This is a genomic window from Tatumella sp. JGM118 (genome assembly GCF_018257515.1).
Classification (GTDB): Bacteria; Pseudomonadota; Gammaproteobacteria; order Enterobacterales; family Enterobacteriaceae; genus Tatumella; species Tatumella terrea.
Genome location: NZ_JAERJR010000002.1, coordinates 343,011 through 356,602, shown reverse-complemented (window position 1 = coordinate 356,602; position 13,592 = coordinate 343,011). Strand labels below are relative to the sequence as shown.

14 protein-coding genes are annotated in these 13,592 nt (G+C 54.5%); 10 read left to right on the top strand and 4 right to left on the bottom strand.

All coding sequences use genetic code 11. The features are described 5' to 3' along the window. Positions 1-12: 12 nt before the first annotated feature. The 6 genes from pspB (at position 13) to tyrR (ending at position 5,057) form a co-directional block, all read left to right on the top strand. Positions 13-237, top strand: coding sequence for an envelope stress response membrane protein PspB (gene pspB, locus JK223_RS04080; protein WP_212712928.1), 225 nt, complete (start codon positions 13-15; stop codon positions 235-237). Then, entirely contained in the window at positions 234-596 is a 363-nt protein-coding gene (gene pspC / locus JK223_RS04075) for an envelope stress response membrane protein PspC (protein WP_212712927.1), read from the top strand. Before pspB ends, pspC begins: the two co-directional genes overlap by 4 nt. Before the next feature lie 29 nt (positions 597-625). Further along, positions 626-877 (top strand): phage shock protein PspD, encoded by a 252-nt coding sequence (locus tag JK223_RS04070; protein WP_249213455.1) that lies wholly within the window; start codon positions 626-628, stop codon positions 875-877. Further along, complete coding sequence (locus JK223_RS04065; RefSeq protein ID WP_212712926.1) at positions 858-2,255, top strand: YcjX family protein; 1,398 nt, start codon at positions 858-860, stop codon at positions 2,253-2,255. Before JK223_RS04070 ends, JK223_RS04065 begins: the two co-directional genes overlap by 20 nt. Continuing rightward, positions 2,252-3,328, top strand: a complete 1,077-nt coding sequence (locus JK223_RS04060) for a YcjF family protein (RefSeq protein WP_212712925.1) — start codon at positions 2,252-2,254, stop codon at positions 3,326-3,328. Before JK223_RS04065 ends, JK223_RS04060 begins: the two co-directional genes overlap by 4 nt. Positions 3,329-3,482: 154 nt before the next feature. Beyond that, positions 3,483-5,057 (top strand): transcriptional regulator TyrR, encoded by a 1,575-nt coding sequence (tyrR, locus tag JK223_RS04055; RefSeq protein ID WP_212712924.1) that lies wholly within the window; start codon positions 3,483-3,485, stop codon positions 5,055-5,057. A gap of 60 nt (positions 5,058-5,117) precedes the next feature. Here the strand turns inward: tyrR and tpx are convergent, their stop codons facing one another. Continuing rightward, positions 5,118-5,621: a thiol peroxidase gene (gene tpx / locus JK223_RS04050; RefSeq protein WP_212712923.1), complete on the bottom strand. Its 504-nt coding sequence runs from the start codon at positions 5,619-5,621 to the stop codon at positions 5,118-5,120. A 245-nt stretch (positions 5,622-5,866) separates the two neighbouring features. On the opposite strand from tpx, the gene JK223_RS04045 reads away from it, so the two are divergent. The 3 genes from JK223_RS04045 (at position 5,867) to ttcA (ending at position 9,867) form a co-directional block, all read left to right on the top strand. Then, the gene (locus JK223_RS04045; protein ID WP_371813062.1) at positions 5,867-7,462 is read left to right on the top strand and encodes an ABC transporter substrate-binding protein; all 1,596 of its coding nucleotides are present in this window, start codon (positions 5,867-5,869) and stop codon (positions 7,460-7,462) included. 145 nt (positions 7,463-7,607) lie between these two features. Further along, the gene (zntB, locus tag JK223_RS04040) at positions 7,608-8,591 is read left to right on the top strand and encodes a zinc transporter ZntB (RefSeq protein WP_212712921.1); all 984 of its coding nucleotides are present in this window, start codon (positions 7,608-7,610) and stop codon (positions 8,589-8,591) included. A 382-nt stretch (positions 8,592-8,973) separates the two neighbouring features. Beyond that, positions 8,974-9,867 carry a tRNA 2-thiocytidine(32) synthetase TtcA gene (gene ttcA, locus JK223_RS04035; RefSeq protein WP_212712920.1) on the top strand — a complete coding sequence of 298 codons (894 nt, stop codon included), beginning with the start codon at positions 8,974-8,976 and terminating at the stop codon, positions 9,865-9,867. A gap of 108 nt (positions 9,868-9,975) precedes the next feature. On the opposite strand, the gene JK223_RS04030 is transcribed toward ttcA, so the two are convergent. Together JK223_RS04030 and JK223_RS04025 are read right to left on the bottom strand one after the other, a co-directional pair. Continuing rightward, the gene (locus JK223_RS04030) at positions 9,976-10,197 is read right to left on the bottom strand and encodes a hypothetical protein (RefSeq protein ID WP_212712919.1); all 222 of its coding nucleotides are present in this window, start codon (positions 10,195-10,197) and stop codon (positions 9,976-9,978) included. Between the two features lie 917 nt (positions 10,198-11,114). Beyond that, on the bottom strand, positions 11,115-11,675 hold the full coding sequence (locus tag JK223_RS04025) for a flavodoxin family protein (RefSeq protein WP_212712918.1): 561 nt from the start codon (positions 11,673-11,675) through the stop codon (positions 11,115-11,117). A gap of 499 nt (positions 11,676-12,174) precedes the next feature. Between JK223_RS04025 and JK223_RS04020 the strand changes: the two genes are divergently transcribed. Then, positions 12,175-12,447 carry a DUF333 domain-containing protein gene (locus JK223_RS04020; RefSeq protein ID WP_212712917.1) on the top strand — a complete coding sequence of 91 codons (273 nt, stop codon included), beginning with the start codon at positions 12,175-12,177 and terminating at the stop codon, positions 12,445-12,447. Between the two features lie 55 nt (positions 12,448-12,502). On the opposite strand, the gene JK223_RS04015 is transcribed toward JK223_RS04020, so the two are convergent. Then, a complete protein-coding gene (locus JK223_RS04015; protein WP_212712916.1) occupies positions 12,503-13,501 on the bottom strand; it encodes a 2-hydroxyacid dehydrogenase in 999 nt (332 codons plus the stop codon). Positions 13,502-13,592 lie beyond the last annotated feature (91 nt).

The window sequence follows — 13,592 nt, the reverse complement described above, 5'->3', positions numbered from 1 at the left end:
TAAGGAGAACTCATGAGCGCCGTCATTCTTTTTATGGTTCCACTCACCATCTTTGTACTTTTTGTGGCCCCGGTCTGGTTATGGCTGCATTACAACAACCGGGGCAATCAACTCTCCTCACAGGAGATGGATCGTTTGCAACAGGCTACGCAGGATGTCCGGCGTATGCGTGAGCGTATTGATGCCCTGGAAGCGATCCTGGATGCGGAAAATCCGCAGTGGAGGCAGCCGCGATGAACCCGAGTGTGTCAGCACGTAAATTATGGCGCGACCCGCAGCGGGGTAAACTGATGGGGGTCTGTGCCGGGCTGAGTGAATACCTGAATGTTCCGGTGACACTGATCCGCATCATGGTCATCATTTCTTTATTTATCGGCCTGTTCATGATCACGGTTGTGGTCTATTTTTCGCTGGGGTACTTCCTGGAAAAAAGGCCACCTTCGGCCGACGGGGAGAATGCCGCAGCAGCGGATGCTTCGGCTTTGCTGGAGGCGCTGGAAAGCGAAGCCGGCAGCAACGAACGGCGTTTACGTGATATAGAGCGTTATGTCACCTCGGAAACCTTTTCAGTGCGCAGCCGTTTCAGGCAACTGTAAAAGGGACACCGTAAACAGTTAAGAGGTTAATGATGAAAGATAACGGACAGCGGAAAACATGGCACCGGATGGTGCCTGTACTTAAGTCGGCTGTGAAATTTATCCTGATCACCGCTATCAGTCGTACCCCTGCCGGCCTCAGTGCCCGGGTGCTGAATCGCGTGGCCCGTAAGCCGGTACGTATCGTCCTGGCGATGGTGCTGGAACCGGCATTGTCTGCAATAATGAAGAAAATGTCGGCTCGTCTATTCAGGGAAAAGCATGAAGAGACTGCAAAATGAGATTGCATCACTGGTACAGCGCGGGGCGGATAAGCACCTGCGGCTGGCCGTTACCGGCCTGAGCCGTAGCGGAAAAACCGCCTTTATCACCTCTCTGGTGAATCAGTTAATTAATGTTCATAACGGTGCGGCATTGCCGCTTTTCTCCGTGGTCCGGGATGAACGGCTGCTGGGAGTCAGGCGTGTCCCTCAACGCGATATGGGAATTGCCCGTTTCAGTTATGACCGGGGGCTGGCACAGCTATTCGATTCCCCGCCGGCCTGGCCAACCCCGACCCGCGGGATCAGTGAAATGCGGCTTGCCCTGCGTTACCGCTCACAGGATTCGTTGCTGCGTTACCTGAAAGAGACCTCCACGCTGTATCTCGAAATTATCGACTACCCCGGTGAGTGGCTGCTGGATTTACCGATGCTGGCACAGGACTATTTTGGCTGGTCAGAACAGATGACCGGATTGCTGCACGGAGAACGCGCAGTGCTGGCGGCCAAATGGCGAGAACTGACGGCGTCGCTGGATCCTTTTGCCCCGGCCGATGAGAACCAGCTTGCGGATATTTCTCACGCCTGGACGTCGTATCTTCACGACTGCAAACACCACGGGTTACATTTTATTCAGCCGGGACGCTGTGTGATGCCGGGAGAGATGGCCGGCGCACCGGCACTACAGTTCTTTCCCTGGCCGGTCCGTGCGGAGGATGACAGGGCGGCCCTGAGCAGGGCCGATAAAAGCAGCAATTACGGCATGCTGCAGGCACGGTATCACTATTACTGTCAGCATGTGGTTAAACGGTTTTATAAAGAACATTTTGTCAGATTCGATCGTCAGATAGTGCTGGTGGATTGTCTGCAGCCGCTGAACAGCGGCCCCGAAGCCTTCAGTGATATGCGTCTGGCCCTGACACAACTGATGCAAAGTTTTCACTATGGTCAACGCACACTGCTGCGTCGTCTGTTTTCTCCCGTCATCGATAAACTGCTGTTTGCCGCCACCAAAGCGGATCATATCACCACCGATCAGCATGCCAGTCTGGTCTCCCTGCTACGGCAGATGGTGCAGGAGGCGTGGCAGCAGGCCGCCTTTGAAGGCATTAAAATGGACTGTGTGGCATTGTCGTCAGTAAGAGCCACCGGCGCGGGGACCATGATACATAACCAGCAGAACTATCCGGCGCTGCGGGGGCATCGTCTTTCTGATGGCAGCCCGCTGACATTCTATCCGGGTGATGTCCCGTCCCGTTTTCCGTCGGAGGCTTTCTGGCAGGAGGGCGGTTTCCGGTTTGAAGCCTTCCGGCCGCCGGTGATGGACAGTGACCGGCCCCTCCCGCACATCCGTATGGACAGTGCGTTGGAATTTTTACTCGGAGACAAATTACGATGAGTGGCGAAACTCCGCTTAAACCAAGGATCGATTTCCCTCCGGAGGATACCGGCACGGCGGAACCGCTGCGCGAGGCGCGGTATTTTGCCCCGGAAGAGGGCGAATTTACGGCCTCACCGGAGCCGGCAGAAGAAGAGGCGGGGGTGAATGATGAGGTTATCCTGAACGCTGCCTTACGACCGCGCAGATCGTTACGCGGGCGGTTTTTAATGCTTGGCCTGTTGATCTTTTTTATTACGGTCATCGCCCGGACCGGACAATGGCTGATGACAGCCTGGCATCAGCATGACTGGATAGCACTCGGCGCAACCGTCTCGCTCGGGCTGGTACTGTTTGCCGGTGCAGCGAGTCTGGTCAGCGAGGGCTACCGCCTGTACCGGCTGAGACACCGTGCGCAGGAACGCGATGAGGCCTGCGAACTTCTTAACAGTCACGGGACCGGCAAGGCCAGACCTTTCTGCGAACAACTGGCGGCGCGCAGCGGCATCGGTGAGGCTCACCCGTCTTTTCGTCGCTGGCAGGATGCCCTGCAGGAGACGCACAGTGACCGGGAAATCCTGACGCTCTATGCCGCATGGGTACAGCCCATTGCCGATAAACAAGCCCGCGAAAAGATAGGTCGTTATGCGGCGGAATCTGCGGTGATCATCGCCGTCAGCCCGCTGGCGATGGCCGACATGTTTTTTATTGCGTGGCGTAATATCCGCATGATCAACCAGATAGCCCGCATCTACGGGATTGAACTGGGCTATTTCAGCCGGGTCCGTCTGTTTCGCGGGGTATTATTTAATATTGCCTTTGCCGGTGCCAGTGAACTGGTGCGTGAAGTGGGAGTGGACTGGATGTCGCAGGATCTTATGGGCAGGCTCTCGGCGAGGGCGGCTCAGGGGGTTGGTGCCGGTCTGCTGACGGCACGGCTGGGCATTAAAGCGATGGAGCTCTGCCGCCCGTTGCCCTGGCTGGAAGGGGATAAACCCGGACTCGGGGATTTCAGGGCAGAACTGCTCAGTCAGCTTCGCGATACCCTGAAGAAGAAGTCTCCTGAGCCCTCCGGGAAGCGCACCGCCGGATAATCCTGTCCGCATCGTTTTCCGCCGGTTTGCCTGTCCTTTGCCGGGGCCGCCGTTACGGTCGCCCCGGAGTGTCAACTTTTCCTGCCACAACTCTTCAGCTCGCCCGGCTGACGCGGTATGATGCCTGATTATTATGATGGTCAGGAATATATTGATGCGCCTGGAAATTTTCTGTAAAGACAGACAGGGGCTGGTCCGCGAATTGCTGGATCTGCTGGTCGCGCGGAATATCGATTTACACGGTATTGAAATCGTCGCGCTGGAGCGTCTGTATCTGCGTTTCAGTGCAATAGCCTTCGAAGAGTTCAGCTCGCTGATGGCCGAAATACGCCGGACGCCGGGCGTCACGGATGTCCGTACCGTGACGGATATGCCTTCGGAGCGCGAACGCAGAGTTCTTACCTCTTTACTGGAAGCGATGCCTGAGCCGGTGCTTTCCATCGACCTGAAAGGACGTATTGAGCTGGCCAATCCGGCGGCGCAGACTTTGTTTGGTCTGGACGAACAGAGGATATACCATTCGCCGATAGGCTATCTGATTGAAGACAGAGAACTTTCCCACTGGGCTGAAAGTGACATTGTCACTTCTGTTGCCCGGCATGTGGTCATCCAGGGACGCGATTTCCTGATGGAAATCCTGCCTATCTACCTCCCTGGTGAACAGGAACAGCAGCTCCTGCCGGTCGGGGCCATGATCATGCTGAAATCGACGGCCAGAATGGGCCACCAGCTTCAGCGTATGAATACTACCGATAACTGCGGTTTTGAGCATATTGTGGCGGCCAGCCCGAAGATGCGTCAGTTGCTGAATCAGGCCAGAAAACTGGCGGTTCATGACGCGCCTTTACTGATCACCGGCGAGACCGGCACCGGTAAAGATATGCTCGCCAGAGCCTGTCATCAGCGAAGCCATCGCCACCTGCAGCCTTTCCTGGCACTGAATTGTGCCTCGCTGCCGGATGATGTGGCTGAGAGTGAATTATTTGGTCATGCGGCGGGGGCTTACCCGAATGCCCTGGAGAATAAAAAAGGATTTTTCGAACAGGCCAACGGCGGCTCGGTATTACTCGACGAAATCGGTGAGATGTCCCCGCGTATGCAAACCAAGCTGCTGCGGTTTCTGAATGACGGAACCTTCCGCCGGGTCGGTGAGGAGCACGAGGTACACGTGGATGTCAGGGTCATTTGTGCCACACAAAAAAACCTGCAGGAACTGGTCAGTCGCGGGGAATTTCGCGAGGATCTTTTCTACCGCCTGAATGTGCTGACACTCAGCATTCCGCCATTACGTGAGCATTCCCGCGATATTCAGCCATTAACCGAAATGTTTGTCTCCCGGTATGCGGATGAGCGGGGGATCACCACGCCGGCGATTTCGCCGCAACTGGCCGCTTATCTGACCCGTTACAACTGGCCCGGCAATGTACGCCAACTGAAAAATACGCTCTACCGGGCCATGGCCCAGCTGGAGGGGGATGAACTCCGTCCGAAGGATATTATCCTGCCGGAGCAGGCGGAACATGAGTTACCGGTGGATGATAATCTGGAAGGGTCTCTGGACGATATCACCGGGCGTTATGAACGCGCGGTACTGGTCCGTTTATACAGCCATTATCCAAGCACCCGTAAGCTGGCGAAACGGCTGGGGGTGTCACATACGGCTATCGCCAATAAACTGCGGGAATACGGGCTGAATAAAAAAGGGGCCGGTGAAGACGAGGCCGGATAACCCCGTTTTACCGGCCATACCCCGGGACCGTCCGATCATGGCCGGGCCCGGGTCAGGAGCTTACTTCAGCACCGCCAGGGCGGCATCGTAGTCAGGTTCCTCGGCGATCTCACCCACCAGTTCCGCGTGAAGCACCGTATTATTTTCGTCAAGCACGACCACTGCCCGTGCACTCAGTGCCTTCAGCGGCCCTTCCAGGATCTCTACGCCGTAATCCTTTTTAAAATCACTGCCACGGAAAGCTGACAGTGTAACCACATTATCCAGCCCGTCTGCACCGCAGAAACGGCTCTGTGCAAACGGCAGGTCAGCAGAGATGCACAGCACGACAGTATTGGTAATATCAGAAGCCAGCTGATTGAATTTACGTACCGAGGTCGCACAGGTGCTGGTGTCGATACTCGGGAAAATGTTCAGTACCTTACGTTTCCCTGCATAGTTTCCCAGCGATACATCGCTCAGGTCTTTCGTCACCAGGGTGAAGTCAGGTGCGGCACTGCCTTTAGCAGGAAACTGACCGGCGATAGCAATTGGCTGCCCTTTGAAATTGATAGTCTGAGACATCAGCGATTCCTTATCATCATTTGTGAGTGACTGCGACGCAGTTCAACCGCGTACAGTGCAAGTGAACCTCTAATTTATCCCATATTTTGCACCCTTTTACGAGCAGGGACGGTATATTGCGGTAGAAATATCATCTCTGTCCGGCCGTATCAGGGGCTATCTCACTGACGGCAGGCCACAGTATCGCAAAGGAAGAGGGAGTACATATGGTTAACTGGTACAGGCTTTCCGCCCTGGCGCTGGCAATGATGCCCGCAGCCATAGGGCTGGCCGCGACACTGCCGCCGGGAGCGCATTTAGCTGCCCGGCAGGAAATCGTCCGGCAAATAAAAGATGAGCCAGCCTCACTCGACCCGGCTCAGGCGGTGGGATTGCCGGAAATGCAGGTGATCCGTGATCTGTTTGAGGGCCTGACGAATCAGGACAGTGTCGGGAACATTGTGCCGGGCGTCGCGGAACGCTGGCAGAGTAATGACAATAAAACCTGGATATTTACTCTGCGCCGCGATGCCCGCTGGTCGGACGGTAAACCCGTCACTGCCGACGATTTTGTGTATAGCTGGCAGCGGCTGGTGGACCCCGCCCAACGCTCACCTTTTGCCTGGTTTGCGGCGCTGGCGGGGATTGAAAATGCCGCCGCGATCACCCGGGGAGAAAAGCCACCGTCAGCGCTGGGGGTCACGGCGATTGATGCCTGGCATCTTAAAGTGACGCTGGACCATCCCGTCGCCTGGTTCCCGTCGCTGGTCGCCAATGTCTGCCTGTTTCCGGTGCCCCGCGACGTTATCCGCACGGCCCGGAATCAGTGGACACAGCCCGGACACCTGGTGGGTAACGGGGCTTACCGGTTACAGCAGCGGGTGGTTAATGAAAAAATCGTGCTGGTCAGGGATCAGAACTACTGGGATAACGCCCATACGGTGCTGAATAAAGTGACCTTTGTTCCGGTAAATGAAGAATCGGCAGCCACCCAGCGCTACCGGGCGGGGAACATCGATATCACCGAATCCTTCCCGAAAAATATGTATCACCTGCTGAAGAAAGAATTACCGGGCCAGGTCTATACCCCGATGCAGCTCGGTACGTATTACTATGCGTTTAATACCCGGAAAGGCCCGACGGCCGACGTCCGGGTCAGACGGGCTCTGTCGTGGAGTATCGACCGGCAGGTGATCGCCTATAAGGTACTGGGGACCGGCGAAAAACCGGCCTGGGGCTTCACCCCTTACGGAACTCAGGGGTTTCATCCGCAACCGCTCTATATTCAGCAGCACACCCAGCAGGAACTGAATGCTCAGGCTAAATCACTGCTGGCCTCTGCCGGCTACGGGCCGGGGCGGCCGCTGCATCTGACACTGTTATATAATACGGCCGAAGTTCATCAGAAAATTGCGATTGCCATCGCCTCGATGTGGAAGAAAAATCTGGGGGTGGATGTGACTCTGCAGAATCAGGAATGGAAAACCTATCTCGATAGCCGCAATCAGGGGAATTTTGATGTTATCCGCGCCTCGTGGGTGGCGGACTATAACGAGCCTTCTACTTTCCTGGCGCTGCTGACCCGGGGGAACAGCGGTAATATTTCAGGATTCAGCAATCCGCAATATGATGCGCTGCTGGCCCGCGCGGCCCGTGAACGCTCTGCCGCTGCCCGCAACAGCGACTATAACCAGGCCGAGCAGATGATTGCCGACGATGTGCCGATTGCTCCTATCTATCAGTACACCAATGCACGTCTGATCAGCCCGCGGGTCAAAGGTTATCCTATCAATAATCCTGAAGATGTGGCTTACAGTCGTGAAATGTGGATTGAACAGCTGCCGGAGAAATCCGGGCATTAACTTTCTATCAGACTGATTTTACGGCTATTATTATCAAACGGGGCAGCCATTGTGTAATGCCCCTTTACGTTTTAAATGCAAAATATGGTAATCAATACACTACAATGCAGGTTTTGATTTACCGGAACAGGATTAAGGGGAATGTGTGAGCATCATTGACGGTAAAGAACTGCAGATATCCGATGCGATTATTTCATGTCAGTTAGACGGGCAGGGAGGAATGCTGCCTATCAGTGAGACTGACGTGGTGAATTGCGAGCGTCCCTGCTGGCTGCACCTGAATTATGCCCAGGAAAACAGCGCCGGATGGCTGCAGAAAACCCCGTTATTGCCGGATTCCGTAAGGGATGCTTTAGCCGGTGAGAGTATGCGTCCCAGAGTGAGCCGTCTGGCAGACGGTTTTTTTATCGTTCTGCGCAGTATCAATTTTAACCAGGACGCCCGTCCGGACGAACTGGTAGCGGTCAGGATTTTTATCAGTGATAAATTAATCATCTCTACCCGCAAACGAAAAGTGGCGGCGGTAGAGGATGTGTGGGCAGAACTTCAGCAGGGGAACGGGCCAGAAAGTGCCGGCGACTGGCTGGTGGAATTTTGTGACTTCCTGACGGATCATATCAGTGAATTTATCGAGGATTTGCACGATAAAATTATCGATATGGAAGACGGGTTGCTGGAAGGCCAGGCACCAGCGCGGGGCGAAATGGCGCTGCTGCGTAAGCAACTGATTGTCATGCGTCGATATATGGCACCTCAGCGGGATGTGCTGGCGCGGATTGCCAGTGAGAAATTCACCTGGATGGATGAGGCACAACGTCGTCTGATGCAGGATATTTCAGACCGGCTGGGCAGGGGACTGGAAGATCTGGATGCGGGTATCGCGCGGACCGCCGTACTGACCGATGAAATCGATGCCCTGCTGACCGAGTCCATGAACCGCAGAACCTATATTATGTCCCTGCTGGCGATGGTGTTTCTGCCGGCGACCTTCCTTACCGGACTGTTCGGCGTCAACCTCGGGGGGATCCCCGGTGGGCAGTGGCACTATGGCTTTGCGGTGTTCTGCGTGGTGCTGGTGCTGATTGCACTGGGGGTAACGTGGTTTCTTAAGCAACGTAAGTGGTTATAAATCATAGGATTGGATTAATAATCATAAATATGATCTGAATCAAAACATGCCGGGCGGAAATCGCAGATACTCTCTCCCGCAGGTGAATGCAACGTCAAGCGATGGGCGTTGTGCTCCACATTGTCTTACTTTTGAATTACTGCATAGCACATTTAATTCTTATGACCCCGGCGTTAGTGACGCCGGTTTTTTTTTGCCGCTTTCCGGCCGTAGTTCTCCGTTTCTGACCGTGTTTCCCCGCTGCTGCATCTTTGCTCTGTTCCGCGATATCTTTTGAAAGGTGATTTCCCCCCTGCGTAAAAGTCCGTATAATCCGCGCCCATGCATGCAGGCTTTTAACCAGGAAATCAACGACCGGACTCCCCGGTGGTGAAAAGAATTTATGAATCAGACCGATACCAGAAAAGACACACTCGAATTCAACAAACTCCAGAAACGTCTGCGGAGAAATGTTGGCAATGCGATCACCGATTACCAGATGATAGAAGACAACGATGTGGTAATGGCCTGCATGAGTGGTGGTAAGGACTCTTTTGCCATGCTGGATATCCTGCTGAGCCTGCAAAAAGTGGCTCCTGTCAGATTTGAAGTGATTGCGGTTAACCTCGACCAGAAACAGCCAGGCTTTCCGGAACATATCCTGCCTGACTATTTCGAGCAGCTGAACATCCCTTACTATATCGTCGATAAAGATACTTATTCGGTGGTAAGAGAGAAGATCCCGGAAGGGAAGACGACCTGCGGGCTGTGTTCGCGTCTGCGTCGCGGTACGCTCTACTCATTTGCCGAAAAAATCGGCGCCACCAAGATTGCGCTTGGCCACCACATGGATGATATTGTGGAGACGCTGTTTCTGAATATGTTCCATGGGGCGCGAATGAAGGCCATGCCACCGAAATTGCGCTCAGACGATGGCCGTAATGTAGTGATCCGCCCGCTGACCTATTGTCGTGAAAAGGATCTTATCCGTTTTGCTGACCACAAAGCCTTCCCGATCATTCCCTGCAACCTCTGTGGTTCTCAGGAAAATCTGCAGCGGCAGGCGATTAAAGGGATGCTGAGCGAGTGGGATAAAAAGGATGCGGGCCGTGTGGAAAGCGTGTTTAAGTCCTTGCAGAACGTCAGCCCGAGTCAGTTAGCGGATCGCGAACTGTTCGATTTCGAAAACCTGCCGTTAGATCGTGAAGGCGAACGTGAAGCCTATGGTTTTACCGAGGCCACCGTATCTTCGACCAATATTGACCATTCACTGTATATTGATGTCACGAATCTCTGAGATCCGTGAGTGTCAGACCGCTGCGAGCCGGTATCAGACCCGGCTTATTAATCCGCAGGCCTGATCCTTTGTCCGCCTGAACCAGAGCAGGGCGGACAAATGGCCGTTTCAGAACAGGCTGAGGGCGGTTCCGAGCAGCCAGAGTCCTGTCAGCACGCTGAGAGCTCTGATCCCACGTCTGAAGTAACGCCATTCCTGACGTTCTTTCGCATCTGCCACTGCGATAGCCGGGCAGGCACTCTCCTTATTTCTGCGGAGCTTCAGGTCCGGATAGAACGAAGCCACCGCGGCTATAACAGCAACACCTTTTAGTAAAAAATGACCATCCATTACGACGATTCCTTATTCCTGAAGAAAACACGGCGAGCCACGATCCGCCGCGTCTGGCTGATATCTGCGGCAGTTTTTCTGTCCGGCAGTCGTGGTGGTGACCTGATATTCAGGGACCGTACACGCCGGTAATTTAAACACCCTTAACGTTCGGGCTGTCCGGATAAATATATACACATCGCTGACTGTAAGGTTAACGAAATAAATGTTTCAGGGTGTTTCTTCCTCCGGCCAGATCCCGGGACAGGGGCCGGGAGGGGCCGGGTTTCAGTCCGACGGACCCCCGGCATCAGCGGCGGCAGGACGCTTCCCGCAATAGCTTAAATTACCGGTGGATCGTTTCTAAACCGGCGATAACAAAATTACCCGTGCGTTGGATCAGCTATGTTCGCTTTCATCAGGCGTGTTAACGGTTTACTCCCGATGTAGCGACGACAGGACGCTTCCCGCAATAGCTTAAATTACCGGTGGGTCGTTTCTAAACCGGCGATAACAAATTACCCGTGCGTTGGATCAGCTATGTTTGCTTTCATCAGGCATGTTAACGGTTTACTCCCGGTGTGAAACGCAGAAAGCGCTACATTCCGCTGGCCGTATTCTCCTGACGACCGATCAGCGAATCGGTGTTTCAGCGGATGGCGTCAGAAACATCAGCGTGCCGCGCGACGGGATCCTGCGTGGTAACCAGCCCGTCAATTCCGGTCGGTTTAGTCGTCTCAGGGGGGATATTCGCGGGGAGGCTATGAAGGCCATGTACATCGCGGGGATCAATCGAAGAAGCAGGCGGCCCGGATAACAGCCCCGTGACAAGGCTTATGTCACTCTGTATTACGGGGCTGAAAAGTGCCGGAGCGCAGTGGTGTCAGGCGGTATCCTGCCCGTAGAGAAACTGCCCCGGGGGAACCGCCAGCTTTCCGCTATTTATTCCACCGCAGTGAGGCCTGGGCTACCCGCTCACCTAAAATTTTTGCAGTTTCTTTATCTGACTGAGTAATCCCTTCAATACCTTTATCGGCATCTGCCTGCGCCATCACGCCTAAAAAAGAGCCGAGGCGGTTCAGATCATCTTCAGAACCTTTCGAATTGTTATTGCCGGGCATCAGTCCCAGGCTGACCCAGATCATCTGATGCTGCGCAGCAAAAATACTCAGTTGCTGCAGCGTTGCCAGTTTGTCACCACTGTGGGACGCGGAGCAGGTAAATCCCGCGGCCAGTTTATCGCGCCATTTTCCCCAGTATTTTGAGCTGGCATCCATAAAGGCTTTGAACGGGGCAGAGGCGCTACCCATATAGGTAGGGGAGCCGAAGATGATCGCATCGGCTTCGTCTTCAAGGTACTGCCAGTACGACCCGACATCGCCAGCCGGAATCAGTCGGGTGGTTACCCCGGCGACAGAGGCCGCCCCGGACTCCACCGATTTGGCGATTTCTTCGGTATGTCCGTAGCCGCTGTGATAAATGATCGCAATATTAGTCATAAATACCTCAGAAATTATATTGTTTGCCGGTTAAAGGTTATTGCTGTCCCGATTATCCTAATGCGCCTCTGGTGGATATACAAAAAATTCCCCTGTCATCAGCACATTCCGGTAATTTGCACCCTCTGCAGGGCTGACAACGGCAGGATGCGTTACTGCCTGCGCCCGGCATTCGGTGGATCGCAGTCTGCGGGAGGGGCCGGAACTTACACGATGACGGCGGGGCATTGTGCCGGAGGCTACTGCGGAGTATTGCGGGAGGGAAGGTCATAAAATGCCCTGACGATCAGGCGACAGGAGGGGGGACGGCCAGCGGAACCCCCCGGTGCTGGAACCTTGCCGTCCCCCCCCCCCGTCAGCCTCGTGTTTTTGCGGGGGCGGATAGCGAGGTTGCCACTTAGCCGGGAATTATTTGGTAAAAAAAAGTAACAGATATCGACCCGCCGCCGTCGCTGGCATATTCTGGACAACCCACAGTCATATGCCCGGAGCCTGATTAATGAAAATAGCCGCCCTAATGCTGGTGAGTGCCACCGTTTTACTCTCTGCCTGCAGTAGCCATAACGATGATAATGAACCCCCGCAGCAGGCAACGGCTGCGCACATCCAGCCCGTGGTGATGTCTTCTCTGGCAGAGTCTGACTGCGCCGGTGCAGGCGGTATTCTGGCCTATTCACGGCAGCTTGACGGTAGCCGGATCGGCATGTGTGAGTTAAGCAATGGCAAACGTTGCAGCGAAGTGGCGCTGATCAATGGTAACTGCGCCCGTTAACCACACGGCCCCCTGACCGGCAGGGGACCTTTTTTCTCTGCCACCGCGGACAGGTTTATTGTCCGGCACAGACCCGGTGAGTACAGGTCTGACCGAGAGACAGTTCCTGCAGATTACTCAGGGTGGTTTCGGCAATCGTGGCCAGCGCTTCATTGGTCAGGAAGGCCTGATGCCCGGTAAACAGGACATTATGGCAGGAGGAGAGTCTGCGGAAGATATCGTCCTGGATAACATCATTCGAGTTGTCTTCGAAGAAAAGATCCCGCTCATTTTCATACACGTCCATCCCCAGCGCGCCGATTTTTTGTTGTTTCAGCGCTTCCACGGCGGCCTGTGAATCAATCAGTCCGCCGCGGCTGGTATTGATGATCATCACTCCGTCTTTCATTTTGCTGAACGCTGCCGCATTCAGCAGGTGATGGTTTTGCGGTGTCATCGGGCAATACAGGGAGATGATATCGGACTCCCGTAACAGGGTGGTAAAGTCGGTATATTCTGCGCCCAGCGCCAGAGCCTCATCGGACGGATAAGGATCAAATGCCAGTAAACGCATCCCGAAGCCTTTCAGAATACGCAGTGCCGCCAGACCAATCTTCCCTGTTCCGACGACACCGGCGGTTTTCCCCTGCATCGTAAAGCCGGTCAGCCCCTCCAGCGAAAAGTTAGCATCCCGGGTACGCAGCCAGGCGCGGTGAATATGGCGGTTAAGGGCCAGCATCAGCCCGACCGAGTGCTCTGCAACCGCTTCCGGGGAGTACGCCGGGACCCGGACCACCTGAATCCCCCGTTGATCTGCGGCCGCCAGGTCCACATTATCGAACCCGGCACACCGCAGGGCGATAAAACGTACCCCGCCGGCGGCCAGTTCTTCAATGACCTCTGCAGAACAGAGGTCATTGACAAAGAGACAGACGGCGTCAAAACCTTGTGCAGTTTTGGCGGTGTGCAGGTCGAGTTTGAAATCATAGAAAGTGAATGAAAAACCGAAGGCCTGATTGGCTTTTTCTAAAGAGAGCTGATCATAGTGTTTCGTACTATAGACGGCGATATTCATGACGGTTCTCCGGAGTAACTTTGCAGGGAATGCCGGTGTTATTAGCGTTTTGTTATAATCTTACATACTATAGATCGCATACGTGTAACAC

Coding starts and splice junctions, on each gene's coding strand:
- pspB (WP_212712928.1), top strand. CDS start 13: ATGAGCGCCGTCATTCTTTTTATGGTTCCACTCACCATCTTTGTACTT.
- pspC (WP_212712927.1), top strand. CDS start 234: ATGAACCCGAGTGTGTCAGCACGTAAATTATGGCGCGACCCGCAGCGG.
- JK223_RS04070 (WP_249213455.1), top strand. CDS start 626: ATGATGAAAGATAACGGACAGCGGAAAACATGGCACCGGATGGTGCCT.
- JK223_RS04065 (WP_212712926.1), top strand. CDS start 858: ATGAAGAGACTGCAAAATGAGATTGCATCACTGGTACAGCGCGGGGCG.
- JK223_RS04060 (WP_212712925.1), top strand. CDS start 2,252: ATGAGTGGCGAAACTCCGCTTAAACCAAGGATCGATTTCCCTCCGGAG.
- tyrR (WP_212712924.1), top strand. CDS start 3,483: ATGCGCCTGGAAATTTTCTGTAAAGACAGACAGGGGCTGGTCCGCGAA.
- tpx (WP_212712923.1), bottom strand. CDS start 5,621: ATGTCTCAGACTATCAATTTCAAAGGGCAGCCAATTGCTATCGCCGGT.
- JK223_RS04045 (WP_371813062.1), top strand. CDS start 5,867: ATGATGCCCGCAGCCATAGGGCTGGCCGCGACACTGCCGCCGGGAGCG.
- ttcA (WP_212712920.1), top strand. CDS start 8,974: ATGAATCAGACCGATACCAGAAAAGACACACTCGAATTCAACAAACTC.
- JK223_RS04030 (WP_212712919.1), bottom strand. CDS start 10,197: ATGGATGGTCATTTTTTACTAAAAGGTGTTGCTGTTATAGCCGCGGTG.
- JK223_RS04025 (WP_212712918.1), bottom strand. CDS start 11,675: ATGACTAATATTGCGATCATTTATCACAGCGGCTACGGACATACCGAA.
- JK223_RS04020 (WP_212712917.1), top strand. CDS start 12,175: ATGAAAATAGCCGCCCTAATGCTGGTGAGTGCCACCGTTTTACTCTCT.
- JK223_RS04015 (WP_212712916.1), bottom strand. CDS start 13,501: ATGAATATCGCCGTCTATAGTACGAAACACTATGATCAGCTCTCTTTA.